This window comes from Inquilinus sp. OTU3971 (genome assembly GCF_038440215.1).
The window spans coordinates 1-20,056 of record NZ_JASATH010000154.1; the positions used below are offsets into that span (position 1 = coordinate 1).

General features: G+C 70.5%; 17 protein-coding genes. 9 read left to right on the forward strand and 8 right to left on the reverse strand.

What is annotated here, in order from left to right; all coding sequences use genetic code 11:
- Positions 1-65 precede the first annotated feature (65 nt).
- The 8 genes from AAHM41_RS29545 to AAHM41_RS29580 form a co-directional block, all read right to left on the reverse strand.
- Positions 66-2,723, reverse strand: a complete 2,658-nt coding sequence (locus tag AAHM41_RS29545; protein WP_342240205.1) for a molybdopterin-dependent oxidoreductase — start codon at positions 2,721-2,723, stop codon at positions 66-68.
- On the reverse strand, positions 2,716-3,057 hold the full coding sequence (gene nirD / locus AAHM41_RS29550) for a nitrite reductase small subunit NirD (protein WP_342240206.1): 342 nt from the start codon (positions 3,055-3,057) through the stop codon (positions 2,716-2,718). The genes AAHM41_RS29545 and nirD overlap by 8 nt, the downstream gene beginning before the upstream one ends.
- Before the next feature lie 3 nt (positions 3,058-3,060).
- A complete protein-coding gene (gene nirB, locus AAHM41_RS29555; RefSeq protein ID WP_342240207.1) occupies positions 3,061-5,526 on the reverse strand; it encodes a nitrite reductase large subunit NirB in 2,466 nt (821 codons plus the stop codon).
- 13 nt (positions 5,527-5,539) lie between these two features.
- A complete protein-coding gene (locus tag AAHM41_RS29560; RefSeq protein ID WP_342240208.1) occupies positions 5,540-6,337 on the reverse strand; it encodes an ABC transporter ATP-binding protein in 798 nt (265 codons plus the stop codon).
- An 11-nt stretch (positions 6,338-6,348) separates the two neighbouring features.
- Positions 6,349-7,254, reverse strand: coding sequence for a nitrate ABC transporter permease (ntrB, locus tag AAHM41_RS29565; RefSeq protein WP_342240209.1), 906 nt, complete (start codon positions 7,252-7,254; stop codon positions 6,349-6,351).
- A gap of 32 nt (positions 7,255-7,286) precedes the next feature.
- Positions 7,287-8,600, reverse strand: coding sequence for a CmpA/NrtA family ABC transporter substrate-binding protein (locus tag AAHM41_RS29570; RefSeq protein ID WP_342240210.1), 1,314 nt, complete (start codon positions 8,598-8,600; stop codon positions 7,287-7,289).
- Positions 8,601-8,620: 20 nt separating this feature from the next.
- The gene (locus tag AAHM41_RS29575; protein WP_342240211.1) at positions 8,621-9,871 is read right to left on the reverse strand and encodes a CmpA/NrtA family ABC transporter substrate-binding protein; all 1,251 of its coding nucleotides are present in this window, start codon (positions 9,869-9,871) and stop codon (positions 8,621-8,623) included.
- Between the two features lie 311 nt (positions 9,872-10,182).
- Positions 10,183-10,767, reverse strand: a complete 585-nt coding sequence (locus tag AAHM41_RS29580; RefSeq protein WP_342240212.1) for an ANTAR domain-containing response regulator — start codon at positions 10,765-10,767, stop codon at positions 10,183-10,185.
- Between the two features lie 281 nt (positions 10,768-11,048).
- Here AAHM41_RS29580 and urtA point away from each other — a divergent pair, with 281 nt between their 5' ends.
- From urtA to ureC, 9 genes are all read left to right on the forward strand, one after another.
- Positions 11,049-12,290 (forward strand): urea ABC transporter substrate-binding protein, encoded by a 1,242-nt coding sequence (gene urtA, locus AAHM41_RS29585; protein ID WP_342240221.1) that lies wholly within the window; start codon positions 11,049-11,051, stop codon positions 12,288-12,290.
- Between the two features lie 373 nt (positions 12,291-12,663).
- Entirely contained in the window at positions 12,664-14,169 is a 1,506-nt protein-coding gene (urtB, locus tag AAHM41_RS29590; protein ID WP_342240213.1) for an urea ABC transporter permease subunit UrtB, read from the forward strand.
- Positions 14,166-15,302, forward strand: a complete 1,137-nt coding sequence (gene urtC / locus AAHM41_RS29595) for an urea ABC transporter permease subunit UrtC (RefSeq protein WP_342240214.1) — start codon at positions 14,166-14,168, stop codon at positions 15,300-15,302. The genes urtB and urtC overlap by 4 nt, the downstream gene beginning before the upstream one ends.
- The gene (urtD, locus tag AAHM41_RS29600; protein WP_342240215.1) at positions 15,299-16,057 is read left to right on the forward strand and encodes an urea ABC transporter ATP-binding protein UrtD; all 759 of its coding nucleotides are present in this window, start codon (positions 15,299-15,301) and stop codon (positions 16,055-16,057) included. Before urtC ends, urtD begins: the two co-directional genes overlap by 4 nt.
- Before the next feature lie 2 nt (positions 16,058-16,059).
- Entirely contained in the window at positions 16,060-16,755 is a 696-nt protein-coding gene (urtE, locus tag AAHM41_RS29605; RefSeq protein WP_342240216.1) for an urea ABC transporter ATP-binding subunit UrtE, read from the forward strand.
- Positions 16,721-17,599 carry an urease accessory protein UreD gene (locus AAHM41_RS29610; RefSeq protein ID WP_342240217.1) on the forward strand — a complete coding sequence of 293 codons (879 nt, stop codon included), beginning with the start codon at positions 16,721-16,723 and terminating at the stop codon, positions 17,597-17,599. Before urtE ends, AAHM41_RS29610 begins: the two co-directional genes overlap by 35 nt.
- 22 nt (positions 17,600-17,621) lie before the next feature.
- Positions 17,622-17,924: an urease subunit gamma gene (locus AAHM41_RS29615; protein WP_342240218.1), complete on the forward strand. Its 303-nt coding sequence runs from the start codon at positions 17,622-17,624 to the stop codon at positions 17,922-17,924.
- 12 nt (positions 17,925-17,936) lie between these two features.
- Positions 17,937-18,257 (forward strand): urease subunit beta, encoded by a 321-nt coding sequence (locus AAHM41_RS29620; RefSeq protein WP_342240219.1) that lies wholly within the window; start codon positions 17,937-17,939, stop codon positions 18,255-18,257.
- 9 nt (positions 18,258-18,266) lie between these two features.
- Complete coding sequence (ureC, locus tag AAHM41_RS29625) at positions 18,267-19,976, forward strand: urease subunit alpha (RefSeq protein WP_342240220.1); 1,710 nt, start codon at positions 18,267-18,269, stop codon at positions 19,974-19,976.
- Positions 19,977-20,056 lie beyond the last annotated feature (80 nt).

The following is a 20,056-nucleotide window of genomic DNA, read 5'->3' on the forward strand; positions in this document are numbered from 1 at the left end:
CCCCCCCCCCCCCCCCCCCCCCCCCGGGGGTGGGGGGACTAAAATGGGAAGCGGAACTGGTTGATTCAGCCTGCTGCAGGAAGGGCGGCATGGGCGACGATCTCCTTCAGCTCGGGCACGCAGGAGCCGCAGTTGGTGCCGGCGCCGAGCAGCGCGCCGAGCTCCTTGACCCCGATGCCCTGGCCATCCCGGATGGTGCGCAGGATCCGCTCGATGCCGACGCCGAGGCAGGCGCAGACGATGCGGCCCTCGGCCGGGGCGCCGGCCGGGGCGCGGCCGGACAAGAGGGCGCGGCGGTCGGCCTCGTCCAGCGCCGGCGTCTCGGCGGCGAAGCGGGCCAGCAACCATTCCGGGTCGGGCAGTCGGCCGGGCGGGGCGACGAACAGGCATTCGGCCAGGCCGCCGGCCTCCAGCGTGGCCAGGCGGAACAGGCCGCGCCTGGCATCGGCGAACTCGATCACCTGACGGTCCTTGGCCGGCGCCAGCAGCGAGCGGCCGAGGATGATGCCGTCGGCCGGCGGCTCCGGCCCGCCCAGGGCGTAGATCTGGCAGCCGGCGGCGGCCCGGCGGGTCCAGTAGACCAGGCCGGTCGGCCGCATCCGCCGGCGCGACACCAGGAACCCCTCCCAGCCCAGCGCGACCCGATCGAGCGAGACCGGCGTGTGCTTCAACTCCGGCTGGCCGGAGATCGGATCGACGGCCGGGCTGGCCAGCTTGCCGACGACGCAATCGGTGGTGAAGCGGTCGTTCCAATGCATCGCCAGGAAGGCTTGGCCGGGCATCTGATCGGAGCTGATGCGGGCCCGGGCCAGGGCGCGGCCCCAGCCGCTCTTCAGCCGCACCAGGTCGCCCTCGGCCAAGCCGTGGCGGCGGGCGTCGTCCGGATGCAGCTCGACCGCAGGCTCCGGGCTGTTGGCGGCCAGGCGCGGCACCGCGCCGGTACGGGTCATGGTGTGCCACTGGTCGCGCAGCCGGCCGGTGTTCAGCAGCATCGGCCGGTCGCGGTCCGGGCGATGGGCCGGCGGGCGGTGCCGCACCGGGACGAAGCGGGCGCGGCCGTCCGGCGTCGGGAAGCGGCCATCGCCGAACAGCCGCGCCGTGCCCAGCCGCCGGCCGGCCGGGACCGGCCATTGCACCGGCTCCAGCGCGTCATAGGCCTCCTGGTCCAGCGCCGCCAGGGCGCCGATGTCGAAGGCGCGCCCGCCGTCGTTCTCGAATGCGGAGAGGGCGGCGTGTTCACGGAAGATCGCGGCCGGATCCTCATAGGGGAAGGCGTCGGCGAAGCCCATGCGGCGGGCCAGCTGGGTGACGATCCACCAGTCCGGCCGGGCCTGGCCGGGCAGGGGGCGGAAGCCGCGCTGGCGCGAGATCCGGCGCTCGGAATTGGTGACGGTGCCGTCCTTCTCGCCCCAGCCGGCGGCGGGCAGCAGCACATCGGCCAGCCGGGCGGTGTCGGTCTCGGCGGTGACGTCGGAGACGACGACCAGGTCGCACCCGCGCAGGCCGCGGCGCAGGCGCTCGGCGTCCGGCGCGCTGACCGCCGGGTTGGTCGCCATGATCCACAGCGCCTTGATCCGGCCGGCGGCGACGGCGTCGAACAGCTCCACCGCCTTCAGCCCCGGCCGCTCCGCCAGCCGCGGCGCCCGCCAGAAGCGGCGCACCCGGTCGCGCGACGCCGGATCCTCGAAGGCCATGTGGGCCGCGAGTTGGTTGGCCAGGCCGCCGACCTCACGCCCGCCCATGGCGTTGGGCTGGCCGGTGACCGAGAACGGGCCGGCGCCCGGCCGGCCGATCCGGCCGGTGGCGAGGTGGCAGTTGATGATGGCGTTGACCTTGTCGGTGCCCTGGGTCGACTGGTTCACGCCCTGGGAATAGATGGTCAGCGTCGCCGGGGTCTCGGCGAACCAGGCGTAGAAGCGCCGCACCGCCTCCTCCGGCAGGCGGCAGCCCCGAGCCACGGTGGCGATGTCCGGCGCGTCCTCGGCCGCGGCGATGGCCGCCTCCTCGAAGCCGCTCGCATGGGCGGCGATCCAACCGCGGTCCAGCGCGCCGGTCCGCAGCAGATGGGCGAACAGGCCGTTGAACAGCAGCACGTCGGTGCCGGGGGCGATGGCCAGGTGCAGGTCGGCCTCGTCGCAGGTCGCGGTGCGGCGCGGGTCGATCACCACGATCTTCGTGCCGCGCGTCTCCCGCGCCGCCAGCAGCCTGCGGTGCAGGATCGGGTGGCACCAGGCGGCGTTGGAGCCGACATAGATCGCGAGGTCCGCCTGCTCCCAATCCTCATAGCAGCCCGGCACCACGTCGCCGCCGAAGGCGCGGCGGTGTCCGGCGACCGAGGACGCCATGCACAGCCGGGAGTTGGTGTCGATGTTGCCGGAGCCGATGAAGCCCTTCATCAGCTTGTTGGCGACGTAATAATCCTCGGTCAGCAACTGGCCGGAGACGTAGAAGGCGACGGAGTCCGGCCCGTGCTTCTCGATGGCCTCGCCGAAGCCGGTCGCGACGCGGTCCAGCGCCTCGTCCCAGCTCGCGGCCCGGCCACCGATCATCGGGTCGAGCAGGCGCCCGTCCAGCCCCAGCGTCTCGCCCAGCGCCCCGCCCTTGGAGCACAGCCGGCCGAAATTCGCCGGGTGAATCGGGTCGCCCGCCACCCGTCCCTCCGGCGCCGCAGCGACACCGCAGCCGACGCCGCAATAGGGGCAGGTGGTGCGGATCTCAGCCATTGGCGACCAGCTGCGGCGACGGCAGGCCGAGGCGGATGCGGCCGGCCTGCAGCTCGACCGCGACGCGGTGGACGCAGCCCTCGTCCGGCCCCTCGACCGATCCGGTCTCCAGGCTGATCACCCAGGCGTGCAGCGGGCAGGTGACGCTGGTGCCGTGCACGATGCCCTGCGACAGCGGCCCGCCCTTGTGCGGGCAGCGGTCATAGAGCGCGAAGACCCGGTCGTCGGCGGTGCGGAACAGGGCGATGTCGCCCTCCGGGCTCTTCACCACCCGGGCGCCCATCGGCGGGATGTCCTCGATCCCGCCGACATCGATCCACAGCTTCATGGTCATCGCTCACCCCACCTCGGCCAGGCTGCGGAACTCGTGCGCCTCGGCGCCGGCGGCGCGTTCGGCCCAGGGATCTTGCTGCGCGAATTGCTGCGAATGCAGGAAGCGGACGTGCAGCCGCTGGCGCGACTCCGCATCCTCGACCACCCGGCGCTTGACGTGGTCCAGGCCGACACGCTCGATCCAGGGTGCCGTGCGCTCCAGATAGTGCGATTCCTCGCGGTGCAGCTGCATGAAGGCGCCGCAGTACTCGAGCACCTCGGCCTCGGTCTCGACCTTGCACAGGAAGTCGGTGCCGCGCAGCTTGATGCCGCCATTGCCGCCGACATGCAGCTCCCAGCCGCTGTCGACCGCGATCACGCCGAAATCCTTGATCGTCGCCTCGGCGCAGTTCCGCGGGCAGCCGGACACCGCCATCTTGAACTTGTGCGGGGTCCAGCTGCCCCAGCTCATCCGCTCCAGCGCGATGCCCATGGCGGTCGAATCCTGGGTGCCGAAGCGGCACCATTCCGATCCGACGCAGGTCTTCACCGTGCGCAGCGCCTTGCCGTAGGCGTGGCCGGAGACCATGCCGGCGGCGTTCAGGTCGCGCCAGACGTCCGGCAACTGCTCCTTCTTCACGCCCAGCAGGTCGATACGCTGGCCGCCGGTCACCTTGACCGACGGGATCTCGTAGCGATCGACCACGTCGGCGATCGCCCGCAGCTCCTTGGCGCTGGTGACGCCGCCCCACATCCGCGGCACCACCGAATAGGTGCCGTCCTTCTGGATGTTGGCGTGCGCCCGCTCGTTGATGGAGCGGGACTGCTGATCGTCGATGTACTCGCCGGGCCAGGCGCAGATCAGGTAGTAGTTCAGCGCCGGCCGGCACTTGGCGCAGCCATGCGGCGTGCGCCAGCCCAGCTCCTGCATCACCGCGGGGATCGAGCGCAGCTCGCGCGCCAGGATCAGCCGCCGCACCTCGTCATGGCCGAAATCGGTGCAGCCGCAGACCGCCTTGATCTTCGGCCCGCCCTCGTAGCCGTCGCCCAGCGTCACCGCCAGCAGGCTCTCGACCAGCCCGGTGCAGGAGCCGCAGGAGGACGAGGCCTTGGTGTGGGCCCGCACCGCGTCGAGGCTGGCCAGCCCCTTCTCGCCGATCGCCTGGACGATGGTGCCCTTGCAGACGCCGTTGCAGCCGCAGATCTCCGCCTCGGGCGGCAGGGCGGCAACGGCCTGCTTAGGGTCCGGCGCCGCACCCCCGGCGGCCGCCAGCGCCTGGCCGAAGATCAGCCCGTCGCGCATCGGCGCCACGTCCAGACCCTCGCGCAGCATCTGGAAGAACCAGGCGCCGTCGGCGGTGTCGCCGTACAGCACGGCGCCGGCGATGCGGTTGCCCTTCAGCACCAGCCGCTTGTAGACGCCGCGGGCGGCGTCGCGGAACACGATGTCCTCGCAATCCTCGCCGCCCTGGAAGTCGCCGGCCGAGAACACGTCGATGCCGGTGACCTTGAGCTTGGTCGAGGTGACCGAGCCGCGATACTCGCTCGCCGCCGTGCCGGCCAGCTGGTCGGCGCAGATCCGGGCCATCTCGTACAGCGGGGCCACCAGCCCGTAGGTCCGGCCCTGGTGCTGGACGCATTCGCCCACCGCCAGGATGCAGGGGTCGGAGGTGGTCATCCGGTCGTCGACCACGACGCCGCGCTCGACCAGGAGGCCGGCCTCGCGGGCCAGGGTGGTGGCCGGGCGGATGCCGACCGCCATCACCACGATGTCGGCCGGGATCACCCGCCCGTCCTTCAGCCGCACCGCCTCGACCCTGCCGTCGCCCTCGATCGCGGCGGTATCGGCCTCGGTCAGCACGGTCAGGCCGCGCCGCTCCAGCTCGCGCTGCAGCAGGTAGGCGGCGGCGGGGTCGAGCTGCCGCTCCATCAGCACCGGCATCAGGTGCAGGACGGTGACCTCCATGCCGTTGGCGCGCAGGCCGTTGGCGGCTTCGAGGCCCAAGAGGCCGCCGCCGATCACCACGGCGCGGGTGCGGCCCTCGCGCGCCGCCGCCAGCATCGCCTCGACATCGGCGATGTCGCGGAAGGTGACGACGCCGGGCAGGTCGCGGCCCGGCACCGGGATCACGATCGGGTCGGACCCGGTGGCCAGCAGCAGCCGGTCGTAGCGGCAGCTTCTGCCGTCGGCGCCGACCACCTCGCGCGCCTCGCGGTCGATCGCCGCCACCCGCACCCCGGCGCGCAGCTCGATGCCGTTGGCCTCGTACCAGGCGCGGTCGTTGATGACGATGTCGTCGAATTGCTTCTCGCCGGCCAGCACCGGCGACAGCATGATGCGGTTGTAGTTCACCTGCGGCTCGGCGCCGAACACGGTGACGGCGTAGCGGCCGGGCGCGCGCGCCAGCAGCTCCTCCACCGCCCGCATCCCGGCCATGCCGTTGCCGACCACCACCAGCCGCTCCTGCGGCCCCCAGCTTCCCTCGGGCATGTTCCCCTCCCCCTCAGGCGGCCACGGTGGTGAAGCGCTGGCGCTCGTAGAGGAAGCGCAGCACCTGCACGCGGCACGCGGCGTAAGTCGGATCGTCGGCCAGCGCCAGGCGGCGGCGCGGCCGCTCCAGCGGGATGTCCAGCACCTCGCCGATGGTGGCGCTGGGGCCGTTGGTCATCATCACGATGCGGTCGGACAGCAGCACCGCCTCGTCGACGTCATGGGTGATCATCAGGACCGTGTTGCCGAGCGCGGCGTGGATCTCCATCACCGAATCCTGCAGATGCGCCCGGGTCAGCGCGTCGAGCGCGCCGAAGGGCTCGTCCATCAGCAGGATCTTGGGCTGCATCGCCAGCGCCCGGGCGATGCCGACGCGCTGCTTCATGCCGCCGGAGATCTCGCCCGGCCGCTTGTCCTTGGCGTGCGCCATGTGGACCAGGGCCAGGTTGTGCATCACCCACTCATGCCGCTCGGCCGCGCTCTTGGCCCGGCCGAACACCTTGTCGACGGCGATCCGGACGTTGCCGTAGACGGTCAGCCAGGGCAGCAGCGAGTGGTTCTGGAACACGATGGCGCGGTCGGGGCCCGGGCTGTCGACCACCTGGCCGTCCAGCAGCACCTCGCCGGTGGTGGAGCGGACCAGGCCGCCGACGATGTTCAGCATGGTCGACTTGCCGCAGCCGGAATGGCCGATGATCGACACGAACTCGCCGCGGGCGATGCCCAGGTTCACATCGACCAGCACCTCGCTGACCGCGCTGCCGCGGGTGAAGCGCATGCCGACCTGCTCGATCGAGAGATAGCTGTCCATGGGGCGTCTCCTCAGGCCGAGGTGCCGCGGGCGACGAGCGCGCCGGCGAAGCCGATCAGGCGGTCGAGGACGAAGCCGACCAGCCCGACATAGACCAGCGCCACGATGATGTCGCTGATGCGCGAGCTGTTCCACGCGTCCCAGATGAAGAAGCCGATACCGACGCCGCCGATCAGCATCTCGGCCGCGATGATGGCGAGCCAGGACAGGCCGATGCCGATGCGCAGCCCGGTGAAGATGTAGGGCACGGTCGCCGGCAGGGTGATCTTGGTGAACACCTCCCAGGGCGACAGGCGCAGCACCGCGGCGACGTTGCGGTAGTCCTGCGGGATGTTGCGCACCCCGACCGCGGTGTTGATCACGATCGGCCAGATCGAGGTGATGAAGATGACGAAGATCGCCGACGGCTCAGCCTGCTGGAACCCGGCTAGCGAGATCGGCAGCCAGGCCAGCGGCGGGATGGTGCGCAGCACCTGGAAGATCGGATCCAGCCCGCGCATGGCCCAGACGCTCTGCCCGATCAGCACGCCGAGCGCGACCCCGACCACGGAGGCCAGGGCGAAGCCGACCGCCACCCGCGACAGGCTGGTGGCGATCTGCCAGAAGGCGCCCTTGTCGACCCCGCCATTGTCGTAGAATGGGTCGATGATGAAGTCCCAGGTGTCGTCCAGCACCTTGAGCGGCGATGGCAGGTTGGAGGTCGGGCTGGAGCACAGCAGCTGCCAGGCCAGCAGCAGCAGCGCCAGCACGATCAGCGGCGGGACCACCCGGGCCGCGGCCTCGGCGGCGAGGCGGCCGAGGACGGGGCCGAGCGGCGGCCGCGCCACCGGCAGGGACACGACCCGGCCGGCGGGCGTCGCCCTCGGCTTGGGACCCGCGGCGGGGGCTTCGGAGACGATCTGGGCGGTCTGGGGCACGAGGCTGGCTCCGGCTGTCTGTCGTCGGGGCGTCAGGCGACGGTCTTGATCGCGAGGCTGGCGAGGTAGGCGTCGGGGGCGTCGGGGTCGAAGACCTTGCCGTCGAAGAAGGTCTCCTTGCCGCGCGAGGTGCCGGCCGGGATCTCCTCGGCCGGCACGCCGGCTGCCTGCGCGGCCTGACGCCAGAGGTCCTCGCGATTGACCTTGGCGATCAGCGCCTTGAGGTCGGTGTCGGGGGCGATGTAGCCCCAGCGCCGGTCCTCGGTCAGGAACCACAGCTCGTGGCTCTGGAACGGGTAGGAGGCGAAGTCCTGCCAGAACTTCATCAAGAGCGGGCTGTTCTCGACCTTGCGGCCGTCGCCGTAGTCGATGGTGCCGAGCGAGCGCGGCAGGATGTCGGCCGGGGGCACGTTGAACCATGCCCTCCGGCCGATGATCTGGGCCATTTCCTCCTTGTTCTCCGGCTTGTCGGCCCAGCGCTGCGCCTCCAGCACCGCCTGCAGCAGCGCCGCCGCCGCCTTCGGGTTGGCGTCGACCCAGTCGGCGCGCAGCGCCAGGCTCTTCTCCGGATGATCCTTCCACAGCTCGCCGGTGACGCAGGCGGAGTAGCCGATCCCCTGGTGCACGAGCTGGTCGTTCCACGGCTCGCCGACGCAGAAGGCCTGCATGTTGCCGACCTTCATGTTGGCGACCATCTGCGGCGGCGGCACCACGATGGTGCTGACGTCCTTGTTCGGATCGATGCCGCCGGCCGCCAGCCAGTAGCGCATCCACAAATCGTGGGTGCCGCCGGGGAAGGTGACGGCGCATTTCACCTCCTGCCCCTTGGCCTTCATGTCGGCGAAGGCGGCCTTCAGCGGTTTGGCGTCGACCGTGGCGCCGGCCGGCATCAGGTCCTTGGCGACCGAGATCGCCTGGCCGTTGGTGTTCAGCCGGCACAGGATCTGCATCGGCAGCGGCTTGTTCTCGGCGGTGATGGTGCCGAGCGTCATCAGGTAGGGCATCGGCGTCAGGATGTGGGCGCCGTCGATGCCGCCGCCGGCCGAGCCCAGCACCAGGTTGTCGCGGGTGGTACCCCAGGAGGCCTGCTTGGCGACCGTGACCTCGGTCAGCCCGACCTGGTCGAACAGCCCCTTCTCCTTGGCGATGATCAGCGGGGTGGAGTCGGTCAGGGCGATGAAGCCCAACGTCGCCTTGGTCGTCTCCGGCCCCGCTCCCTGGGCGAAGGCGCCGGCGGGGAAGGCGGCGCGGAGCGCGGCGATGGTCGCCGCGGCTCCGGTCAGCTTCGCAGTGCCCTGCAGCAGGCTGCGGCGGCTGAGGGTGATGGTGCGGTCGCGTCCGGTCATGAAAGCCCCCTTCGGTTCGGTCAGCCGCGTTGCGTCGCGACGGTTGTGGTGCCGCCGGCGGCGAGGCCGGCGAGATCGGTGTCGAGCGCGGCGGGATCGAAGATCCGGCCGTCGCAGAAGCGGTCGGCGCCCAGGGCCACGCCGCCGGTCTTGTCGGCCAGCACCCACAGGGTGTCGTGATGGCCTTCGGTCTTGCTGTCCGCCGCCGGGGCCGGGTAGCCGAGGTCCCAGGCGGCCTCGCGGTAGAGATCCGGCCGGTAGACGGCGGCAGCGGTGGCGGCGATGTCGATCGTGTCCGGCAGCTCGCCCCAGCGCCGTAGCTGCGCCAGGAACCAGGCGGCGTGGGACCGCCAGGGCAGGCCGGCGGCACGGCGATGATAGACCGGGCCGCGCGCCGGCAGCCCGTCGACCAGCAGGTCGCCCGGCCGCCCGACCAGGCTGGCGGCGATCGAGGCGGCCGGGGCGTTCAGCACCTCCGGCGCCGCCAGCATCGCCACCGCCTCGGGTCGGTGCCGCGGCCGGTCCAGCCAGGCGGCGGCGCGGATCAGGGCGCGCAGCAGGGCGCGATGGGCGTCCGGCCGGGCCTCGGCCCAGGCACGGGTGACGGCGAAGACCTTCTCCGGCGCGTTGTTCCAGATTTGCCAGCCGGTGGTGGCGGTGACGCCGACCCCCTGGTCGACCGCGACATCGCCCCAGGGCGCGCCGACGCAGAAGCCGTCGACCCGCCCGGCCGACAGATGCGCCACCATCTGCGGCGGCGGCACCACCACGATGCGGACGTCGCGCTGCGGATCGACCCCGCCGGCCGCCAGCCAGTAGCGCAGCTGGTCGTGATGGCTCGACACCGGGAAGACGATGGCGAGGACCAGGGGCGGGGCGCCGGCCCGGCGCCGTTCGGCGACGACGGCCGCGATCGCCGAGGCCGACCCGGCGGCCGCGCCCTCCGGATTCGCCGCCGCCATCTCCGCCGCCAAAGCGCGCGAGACGGTGACGGCATTGCCGTTCAGGCTCAGCGACAGGCCGACCAGCATCGGCGTCTTCGGGCCGCTCAGCCCCAGCGTGATCGCCAGCGGCAGCGGCGCCAGCATATGGGCGCCGTCCAGCAGGCCGCAGACCAGCTTGTCGCGCAGGCTGGCCCAGCTGCTCTCGCGCGACAGCCGGACCGACAGCCCCTCCTCGCGGAAGAAGCCTTTCCGCTCCGCCACGATCAGGGGCGCGCAGTCGGCCAGCGGCACGAAGCCGAGGGTCAGATCTGTGCGGTGGTTCGTCATCAGCCGCTCCAAAACGAAAAGGCGTCCGAGAGCCTGCGGAAGATCCGCAACCCTCGGACGCCTTTGCCCGGTTCAGACGGCCCATCGTCGGACCGCCCAGAATATCGTCAGACGGACGCCATTGCCCATCGTCACCCAAGGGATACGCAAGCGGCGTGCCAACCACCTCGCCATGCCCCTCCCGAATTCGGAGATCGAGCGCCGCGGCGCGATTCAGGGATCGAAAGCGAGTGGCGCGGGCACGCTGCACTGCGGTATGATTCTGCTTCGCTGTTGTGCAATGCACAAAAATGCGGCAAAAACAGGCGCGCCTAAATTTTGGTCAGCAGCTCGCTGATGCTGATCACCTGCTCGGCGATCTCGGCCAGCGGTTTGCCGCGGTCCATCGCCAGCTTGCGCAGCGCCTTGTAGGCCTCGTCCTCGGTCATGCCGCGCTGCTGCATCAGGATGCCCTTGGCGCGCTCGATGCGCTTGCGTTCGGCCAGGGTGGCGCGGGTCTTCTCCAGCTCGTCGCGCATCGCCTGGAAGGCCTGGAACCGGGCGATCGCGGCCTCCAACACCGGCTTCACCCGATGCGGGCCGAGGCCGTCGACGACATAGGCGCTGACCCCGGCGCGGATCGCCTCGCCGATCGCGGCGTCGTCGCTCTGGTCGACGAACATCACGATCGGCCTCGGCCGCTCGCGGCTGACGCTGCGCATATGCTCCAGCGCGTCGCGGTTGGGGGCGTCGAGGTCGACGATGATCACGTCCGGCTCGATCTCGCGCACCCGCGCCAGCAGGTTCTCCGTGCCGCTGGCGGTGGTGACCACGCCGTGGCCGGCCGCGGTCAGCGCCGCCTCGACCACGCGGCACCGCTCGGCGTTCTCATCGACCAGGAGGATGCGCAGGACCATTCGCGGGCACAGGGGGCAACGGGACTGGATCAGGGACTCGGATCAGGGACTCGGTCAGGCCTCAGCAAGTTCTGGACCACATCAGATATGGGGACGCTGCGCAGGGAATGGGCAGCCGAGGCATCTGCCGCCCTCTTAGGCAGGTACGGGTGGCGGAGTTCCGCCACTGGCCCGGAACTTGCCTAGCGATCGGGATGCGGACGCAAACAAGCGAGTTCAGGGAGTTCACGATGGCATTGTCGCAGAAACATTGGGTGATCGGCGCCGCGCTGGCGGTGTCCATGGGGCTGGGCTTCACCAGCGCTGCCCGGGCCGAGGACACCATCAAGGTCGGCATCCTCCATTCCCTGTCCGGCACCATGGCGATCAGCGAGACCACGCTGAAGGACGTCATGCTGATGCTGATCGACGAGCAGAACAAGAAGGGCGGGCTGCTCGGCAAGAAACTGGAAGCGGTGGTGGTCGATCCGGCCTCGGACTGGCCGCTCTTCGCCGAGAAGGCGCGGCAGCTGATCTCGGTCGACAAGGTCGCGGCCACCTTCGGCTGCTGGACCTCGGTGTCGCGGAAATCGGTGCTGCCGGTGTTCGAGGAGCTCGACGGCATCCTGTTCTACCCGGTGCAGTACGAGGGCGAGGAGAGCTCGCGCAACATCTTCTACACCGGCGCCGCGCCGAACCAGCAGGCGATCCCGGCGGTCGACTATCTGATGAACGAGGAGGGGGTGCAGCGCTGGGTGCTGGAAGGCACCGACTACGTCTATCCGCGCACCACCAACAAGATCCTCGAGGCCTATCTCAAGGCCAAGGGCGTGGCGCCGGAGGACATCAGCGTCAACTACACGCCGTTCGGCTTCTCCGACTGGCAGACCGAGGTCGGCAAGATCAAGGCCTTCGGCTCGGCCGGCAAGAAGACCGCCGTGGTCTCGACCGTCAATGGCGACGCCAACGTGCCGTTCTACAAGGAGCTCGGGAACCAGGGCATCAAGGCGACCGACATCCCGGTCGTGGCCTTCTCGGTCGGCGAGGAGGAGCTGGCCGGGCTCGACACCGGCCCGCTGGTCGGCCACCTGGCCGCGTGGAACTACTTCCAGAGCATCGACACGCCGGAGAACAAGGACTTCATCGCCAAGTGGCACGCCTTCATCAAGAACGACAAGCGCACCACCAATGACCCGATGGAGGCGCATTACATCGGCTTCAACATGTGGGTGAAGGCGGTCGAGAAGGCGGGCAGCACCGATCCCGACAAGGTGATCGACGCCATGGTCGGCGTCACCGTGCCGAACCTGACCGGCGGTTATGCCAGCATGATGCCGAACCACCACATCACCAAGCCGGTGCTGATCGGCGAGATCCAGGCTGACGGCCAGATCCAGACGGTGTCGGAGACCCCCGAGGTCGTGGGCGACGAGTGGTCCGACTATCTCGAGGGTTCGAAGGACCTGATCGCCGATTGGCGCAAGCCGCTGGCCTGCGGCAACTTCAACGTCAAGACCGGCAAGTGCGGCGGGTCGGGCTCCTGACTAAGGGATGGAGGGGAAGCCGGGAGGCGCGGGGGCGCCTCCCGGCATTCAATCGCAGGCTGTGATGATCGGGCTTCGAATGGTCGCAAAGCATGGGGCGAACGACGCAAACCAGTCCCCCCTCCCCTTGCGGGAGGGGGGCAGGGGGAGGGGGTTCGTGCAGCCCGGGCAGACCTTCGTCGAAATGTACAGGCTTATCTGTCGTGGTCTCCTAGGAGTCCGACGGGAGCTTATTGCTCTTGCTGCGGCAACCCCCTCCCCCTACCCCCCTCCCGCGAGGGGAGGGGGGACTCGATCTGTGCTGACGGGTGGCGTCCTCGCCCTCCTCCTGCTCCTCCTCCCGCTCTCCGCCCGGGCGGAGATTCCGGCCGAGGTGCTCGCACGCTTCGCCTCGACCAACTACGACGACATCGCCGCCGGGGTGGACGGGGTCGCCGCCTCGGGTGACGCGCGGGCGCCGGCGGTGCTGGAGGCGCTGGCGGCCGGACGCCTGATCGCGGCGCCGGGGGGCACGGTGGCGATCAAGACCGAGGCCGGCGGCTTCGTCGACGCCGCCACCGGGGCCGCACTCACCGAGGCGCCGGCCGGCGGCAAGCCGATCCGGGTCAACAACCGGGTGCGGCGGGCGATCGACGCGGCGATGGGGTCGCTGACCCTGCTGGCGCCCGACCCGGCCAAGCGCCTGGACGCCGCCGCCGCGGTGTTCAAATCGCGCGACGACAAGGCGCTGCCCGCACTGGAGGCGGCGCTGGCGCGCGAGACCGATCCGGCGGTGAAGCAGGCCTTCCTCGAGGCGCGCGCCGCCATCATCCTGGCCAAGGGCGGCAGCGACGACGCGATGCTGCCGGCGATCGACACCGTCGCCGCCCGCGGCGACCAGGAGGTGCGGGCGCTGCTGTCCGGCATTCCGAGCCCGTCCCCCGCCGTCGCCGCCGCGGCCGAGGCTGCGATCGGCCGGATCGACACCCGGCTCGCGATCTGGAACGGGGTGCAGAGCCTGTATTACGGGCTCAGCCTCGGCTCGGTGCTGCTGATCGCCGCCATCGGCCTCGCCATCACCTTCGGGGTGATGGGCGTGATCAACATGGCGCATGGCGAGATCGTCATGCTCGGCGCCTACACCACCTTCCTGGTGCAGGAGGCGTTCCGCAGCTATGCGCCGAACCTGTTCGACTATTCCCTTGCGGTGGCCTTGCCGCTGGCCTTCCTGGTCGCGGCCCTGGCCGGCGTCGCGATCGAGCGCGGCATCATCCGCTTCCTCTATGGCCGGCCGCTGGAGACGCTGCTGGCCACCTTCGGCCTGTCGCTGATCCTGCAGCAGGCGGTGCGCACCGCCTTCGGCCCGTCGAACCGCGAGGTCGGCAACCCGGCCTGGATGTCCGGTGCCTTCGACCTGGGCGGGCTGACCCTGACCTGGAATCGGCTCTGGATCGTCGTCTTCGCACTGCTGGTCTTCGCCGCGCTGATGCTGGTGCTGCGCTATACCGCGCTGGGCCTGCAGATGCGGGCGGTGACGCAGAACCGGCGCATGGCCGCGGCGATGGGCATCCGCACCAGCCGGGTCGACATGCTGACCTTCGGCATCGGTTCCGGCGTCGCCGGCATCGCCGGGGTGGCGCTCAGCCAGATCGACAATGTCAGCCCCAATCTCGGTCAGGGCTACATCATCGACAGCTTCATGGTCGTGGTGTTCGGCGGCGTCGGCAACCTGTGGGGCACGCTGGTCGGGGCGCTGACGCTCGGCGTCGCCAACAAGCTGCTGGAGCCCTGGGCCGGCGCGGTCTTGGGCAAGATCGCGATCCTGGTCGGGATCATCCTGTTCATCCAGAGGAAGCCGCGCGGGCTGTTCCCGCTCAAGGGGCGGGCGGTGGAATCATGATCACGGCCCGTCTCCTTCGTGCCTCAGGCGGCCCGGCCTTCGCCCTCGGCCTCGTCGCCGTGGCGGTGCTGATCCTGCTGGCCAACCTGGCGCTGCCGGCAGACTCGGCATTCTACGTGCCGGGCTACGCCGTCAGCCTGATGGGCAAGTATCTGTGCTACGCCCTGCTGGCCCTGGCGATCGACCTGGTCTGGGGCTATGTCGGCATCCTCAGCCTCGGCCATGGCGCCTTCTTCGCCCTCGGCGGCTACGCCATGGGCATGTATCTGATGCGCCAGATCGGCTCGCGCGGCGTCTACGGCAACCCGGTGCTGCCGGACTTCATGGTGTTCCTGAACTGGCCGGAGCTGCCCTGGTACTGGCTCGGCTTCGACCAGTTCTGGTTCGCGGCGCTGATGGTGCTGCTGGTGCCGGGCGCGCTGGCCTTCGTCTTCGGCTGGTTCGCCTTCCGCAGCCGCGTCTCCGGCGTCTATCTCTCGATCATCACCCAGGCGATGACCTACGCCCTGCTGCTGGCCTTCTTCCGCAACGACATGGGCTTCGGCGGCAACAACGGCCTGACCGACTTCAAGGACCTGCTCGGCTTCAGCCTGCAGGCGGATGCGACGCGGGCCGGTCTGTTCCTGGCCAGCGCCATAGCGCTCGCCGCCGCCTTCCTGATGTGCCGGGCGATCACCCGGTCGCGCTTCGGCAAGGTGATGATCGCCATCCGCGACGCCGAAAGCCGCACCCGCTTCCTCGGCTACCGGGTCGAATCCTACAAGCTGGTGGTGTTCACCCTGTCGGCGATGATGGCCGGGGTGGCCGGCGCCCTCTACGTGCCGCAGGTCGGCATCATCAACCCGGGCGAATTCGCCCCGGCCAATTCGATCGAGGCGGTGATCTGGGTCGCGGTCGGCGGCCGCGGCACGCTGATCGGACCGATCATCGGCGCGGTCACGGTCAATCTCGGCAAGACCGTCTTCACCAACCTGCTGCCGGAATTCTGGCTGTTCGCGCTGGGCGGACTGTTCATCCTGGTGACGCTGGTGCTGCCCAAGGGCATCGTCGGCGCGGTGCAGTCGGCCTGGCGTTCCCGACGAGCCCGTCCGGGCCGCCGCGCGGCCGAGGTGGCGACGGAGACGCCGCGATGACGGCTCCCGAAGCCCCCACCCAGGCGCTGCTCTATCTCGACGGCGTGACCGTGACCTTCAGCGGCTTCCGGGCGCTCAACGCCCTGTCGCTGGTGATCGAGCCGGGCGAGATGCGGGCGATCATCGGCCCGAACGGGGCCGGCAAGACCACGATGATGGATGTCATCACCGGCAAGACCCGACCGGACCAGGGCGAGGCGCTGTTCCGCGGCACCCACGACCTGACCCGGCTGGACGAGACGGCGATCGCGGGCTTAGGCATCGGACGCAAGTTCCAGAAGCCGACGGTGTTCGACAGTCACACGGTCGGGGACAACCTCCTCCTCGCCCTGGCCGGCCCGCGATCGCCGACCAACCTCTTGTTCGGCCGCCCCCGTCCCGACACGGCGGAGCGGATCGAAGAGATCCTGGAAACGACCAAGCTGACGGCGCATCGCGACCGGCTGGCCGGGGCGCTGTCGCACGGCCAGAAGCAGTGGCTGGAGATCGGCATGCTGCTGGCGCAGGAGCCGGCGCTGCTGCTGGTGGACGAGCCGGTGGCCGGCATGACCGACGCCGAGACCGAGGAGACGGCGATCCTGCTGCGCGAGATCAACAAGACCCGGTCGGTGGTGGTGGTGGAGCACGACATGCATTTCGTCCGCGCCCTCGACGTCAAGGTGACGGTGCTGCATGAGGGCTCGGTGCTGGCCGAAGGACCGCTCGACACCGTCAGCGCCGACCCGCGCGTCATCGACGTCTATCTCGGGCGCTGAGCATGCTTGCAGTCGAAGGCATCGACCTGTTCTACGGCGCAGCCCAGGCGCTGCGGCGGGTGTCGCTCGGCGTCGGCAAGGGCGAGGTGACCTGCCTGCTCGGCCGCAACGGCGTCGGCAAGACCAGCACCTTGCGCGCCATCGTCGGCCAGCAGCCGGTGGCGGCCGGCAAGATCCTGTGGGAGGGCGAGGACATCACCCGCCTGCCGACGGCGGAGCGGGCGCGGCGCGGCATCGCCTTCGTGCCGCAGGGGCGCGAGATCTTCCCGCTGCTGACGGTGAGGGAGAACCTCGAGACCGGCTTCGCCATGCTGCCGCGGCGCGAGCGGCGGGTGCCGGAGGAGATCTTCGAGCTGTTCCCGGTCTTGAAGTCGATGCTCGGCCGGCGCGGCGGCGACCTGTCGGGCGGGCAGCAGCAGCAGCTGGCGATCGGCCGGGCCCTGGTGACCCGGCCGCGCCTCTTGATCCTGGACGAGCCGACGGAGGGCATCCAGCCGTCGATCATCAAGGACATCGGCCGCGTCATCGCGATGTTGCGCGACCGTGGCACCATGGCGATCCTGCTGGTCGAGCAGTATTTCGATTTCGCCCATGCTCTGGGCCAACGCCTCGTCGTGCTGGATCGCGGCGAGGTCGTGGTGGACGGGGACAAGACCGCGCTCGATGAAGACAGCGTCCGTCGTCACCTTACGGTCTGACCCGCCGGCCTTCGTGGAGCCGACGGCCCTGCCCGTGCCGCTGGCGCGCGCCCGCGGCCGGCTCGACCTCGGCTTCAAGCGGCGTGGGGCCGAGACGGTGCTGGCCGCGTTGTTCCAGGAGGGCTGTGCCAAGGCGCGCTTCCCGCGGCGTGAGGCCGAGGCCTTCGCCGGCGCCGTGCTGCTGAACACGGCCGGCGGGCTGACCGGCGGCGATCGGCTGCAGCAGGCGGTGCGCTGGGGCGAGGGCACGGCGGCGACGGTGGCGGGGCAGGCGGCGGAGCGGATCTATCGCTCGCTTGGCGATGCGGCGAGGATCGAGACCCGGCTGGCGGTCGAGCCCGGCGCCACAGCCGAGTGGTTGCCGCAGGAGACCATCCTGTTCGACCGCGCCCGCCTGGACCGTGACCTGCAGATCGAGCTGCGCGGCGATGCGCGCTTCCTGGGCGTGGAGGCGATCGTGTTCGGCCGCGCGGCGATGGGCGAGGTGGTGCGGCAGGGCACGCTGCGCGATGCTTGGCGGATCCGCCGCGACGGCCGGCTGGTCTACGCCGATGCGCTGGCGGTCGATGGCGACCCGGCGGCGGCGCTGGACCGGCCGGGCCTCGGCCGCGGCGCCCGGGCGATGGCGACGCTGCTCTTCGCGGCGCCTGAGGCGCAGGCGTTGATCGACCCGCTGCGCGCGGCGCTGGCCGGGGCGGAAGGGCTGGCCGGCGCCAGCGCCTGGAATGGACTATTGGTCGCCCGTTTCGCCGCGCCGGATGGCGCCGTGCTGCGGCGCGACCTGATCTCGGCGCTCGGTATCCTGCGGGCCGGGCGCCCGCTGCCGCGCGTCTGGCAATGTTGAAGAAGCACTGGGAGGAGTCTCCGTGAACCTGACCCCGCGGGAGAAGGACAAGCTGCTGATCGCCATGGCCGCGATGGTGGCGCGCCGGCGGCTGGAGCGCGGCGTGAAGCTGAACTATCCGGAGGCGGTGGCGCTGATCTCCGACTTCGTCACCGAAGGGGCCCGCGACGGCCGCTCGGTGGCGTCGCTGATGGCGGCCGGCGCCACGGTGCTGACCCGGGACCAGGTGATGGAGGGCGTGGCCGAGATGATCCACGACGTCCAGGTCGAGGCCACCTTCCCCGATGGCACCAAGCTGGTGACCGTCCATGAGCCGATCCGCTGAGGGAGCCGCAGCATGATCCCGGGCGAACTCATTCCGGCACAGGGCATGATCGAGCTGAACGCGGGCCGCGACAGCATCGTCCTGACCGTGGCCAACACCGGTGACCGGCCGGTCCAGGTCGGCAGCCACTATCATTTCTTCGAGACCAACCCGGCCCTGTCCTTCGACCGGGCAGCGGCGCGGGGCCGGCGGCTGGACATCGCGGCCGGCACCGCCGTCAGGTTCGAGCCGGGGCAGAGCCGCGAGGTGCGGCTGGTCGCCCTGGCCGGCGCGCGCGTCGCGACCGGCTTCCGCCAGGCGGTCATGGGGCCGCTCGATCCGGTCCAGGGCTGAGGAGGTCCTATGCCCATTTCCATCTCCCGCGCCGCCTATGCCGACATGTTCGGGCCGACCACCGGCGACCGGCTGCGCCTGGCCGACACCGAGCTGTTCATCGAGATCGAGCGCGACCACACGATCTATGGCGAGGAGGTCAAGTTCGGCGGCGGCAAGGTGATTCGCGACGGCATGGGGCAGAGCCAGGCCACCCGGGCCGAAGGCACCGCCGACACCGTCATCACCAACGCCGTGATCCTCGACCACTGGGGCATCGTCAAGGCCGATGTCGCGATCCGCGACGGCCGCATCGCCGCCATCGGCAAGGCCGGCAATCCGGACATCCAGCCGGGCGTCGACATCGTCATCGGCCCGGGCACCGAGATCATTGCCGGCGAGGGCAGGATCCTGACCGCCGGCGGCATCGACTGCCACATCCACTTCATCTGCCCGCAGCAGGTGGAGGAGGCGATCGCCAGCGGCGTCACCACCCTGGTGGGCGGCGGCACCGGCCCATCGACCGGCACCAAGGCCACCACCTGCACCCCAGGCCCCTGGCACATCGCCCGCATGCTGCAGGCGGCGGAGGGGCTGCCGGTCAATATCTCGATCTCCGGCAAGGGCAATGCCAGCCGGCCGGACGCGCTGATCGAGCAGATCCGCGCCGGCGCCTCCTCGCTCAAGCTGCATGAGGACTGGGGCACCACCCCGGCCGCGATCGACTGCTGCCTCGGCGTCGCCGACGCCATGGACATCCAGGTGATGATCCACACCGACACGCTGAACGAGAGCGGCTTCGTCGAGGACACCATCGCCGCGTTCAAGGGCCGCACCATCCACGCCTTCCACACCGAAGGCGCCGGCGGCGGACATGCGCCGGACATCATCCGGGTGGCCGGCCTGGCCAACGTCATCCCGTCCTCGACCAACCCGACCCGGCCGTTCACCGTCAACACGCTCGACGAGCATCTCGACATGCTGATGGTGTGCCATCACCTGGATGCCGGGATTCCGGAGGACGTGGCCTTCGCCGAAAGCCGGATCCGGCGCGAGACCATCGCGGCCGAGGACATCCTGCACGATCTCGGCGCCTTCTCGATCATCTCCTCCGACAGCCAGGCGATGGGCCGGATCGGCGAGGTGATCCTGCGCACCTGGCAGACCGCGCACAAGATGAAGGTCCAGCGTGGCCGTCTGGCCCAGGAGACCGGCGAGAACGACAACGCCCGCGTCAAGCGCTACGTCGCGAAGTACACCATCAACCCGGCGATCGCGCAGGGGCTGTCGCGGCATGTCGGCTCGGTCGAGGTCGGCAAGCTGGCCGACCTGGTGCTGTGGGACCCGGCCTTCTTCGGGGTGAAGCCGGAGCTGGTGCTGAAGGCCGGCACCATCTCGATGGCGCTGATGGGCGACCCCAACGCCTCGATCCCGACGCCGCAGCCGGTGCATTACCGGCCGATGTTCGGCGGCTTCGGCCGGGCCATGGCGGCCTCGGCCATCACCTTCGTGTCCAAAGCGGCGCTGGAGGACGGCATCGGCCACCGGCTGGGCTTACAGCGCGAGGTGGTGGCGGTCGAGGGCACGCGCGGCATCGGCAAGGCCGACATGATCCACAACTCGGCGACCCCGGTGATCGAGGTCGACCCCGAGACCTACGAGGTCCGCGCCGACGGCGAGCTGCTGACCTGCGAACCGGCCTCGGTGCTGCCGCTGGCGCAGCGGTACTTTCTGTTCTGAGATGGCTGTGACGCTGATCGACGCTGGGCCCGCCCTTTTTTGCCCCCCCTCCCCGGGGGGGGGGGGGGGGGGGGGGGGGG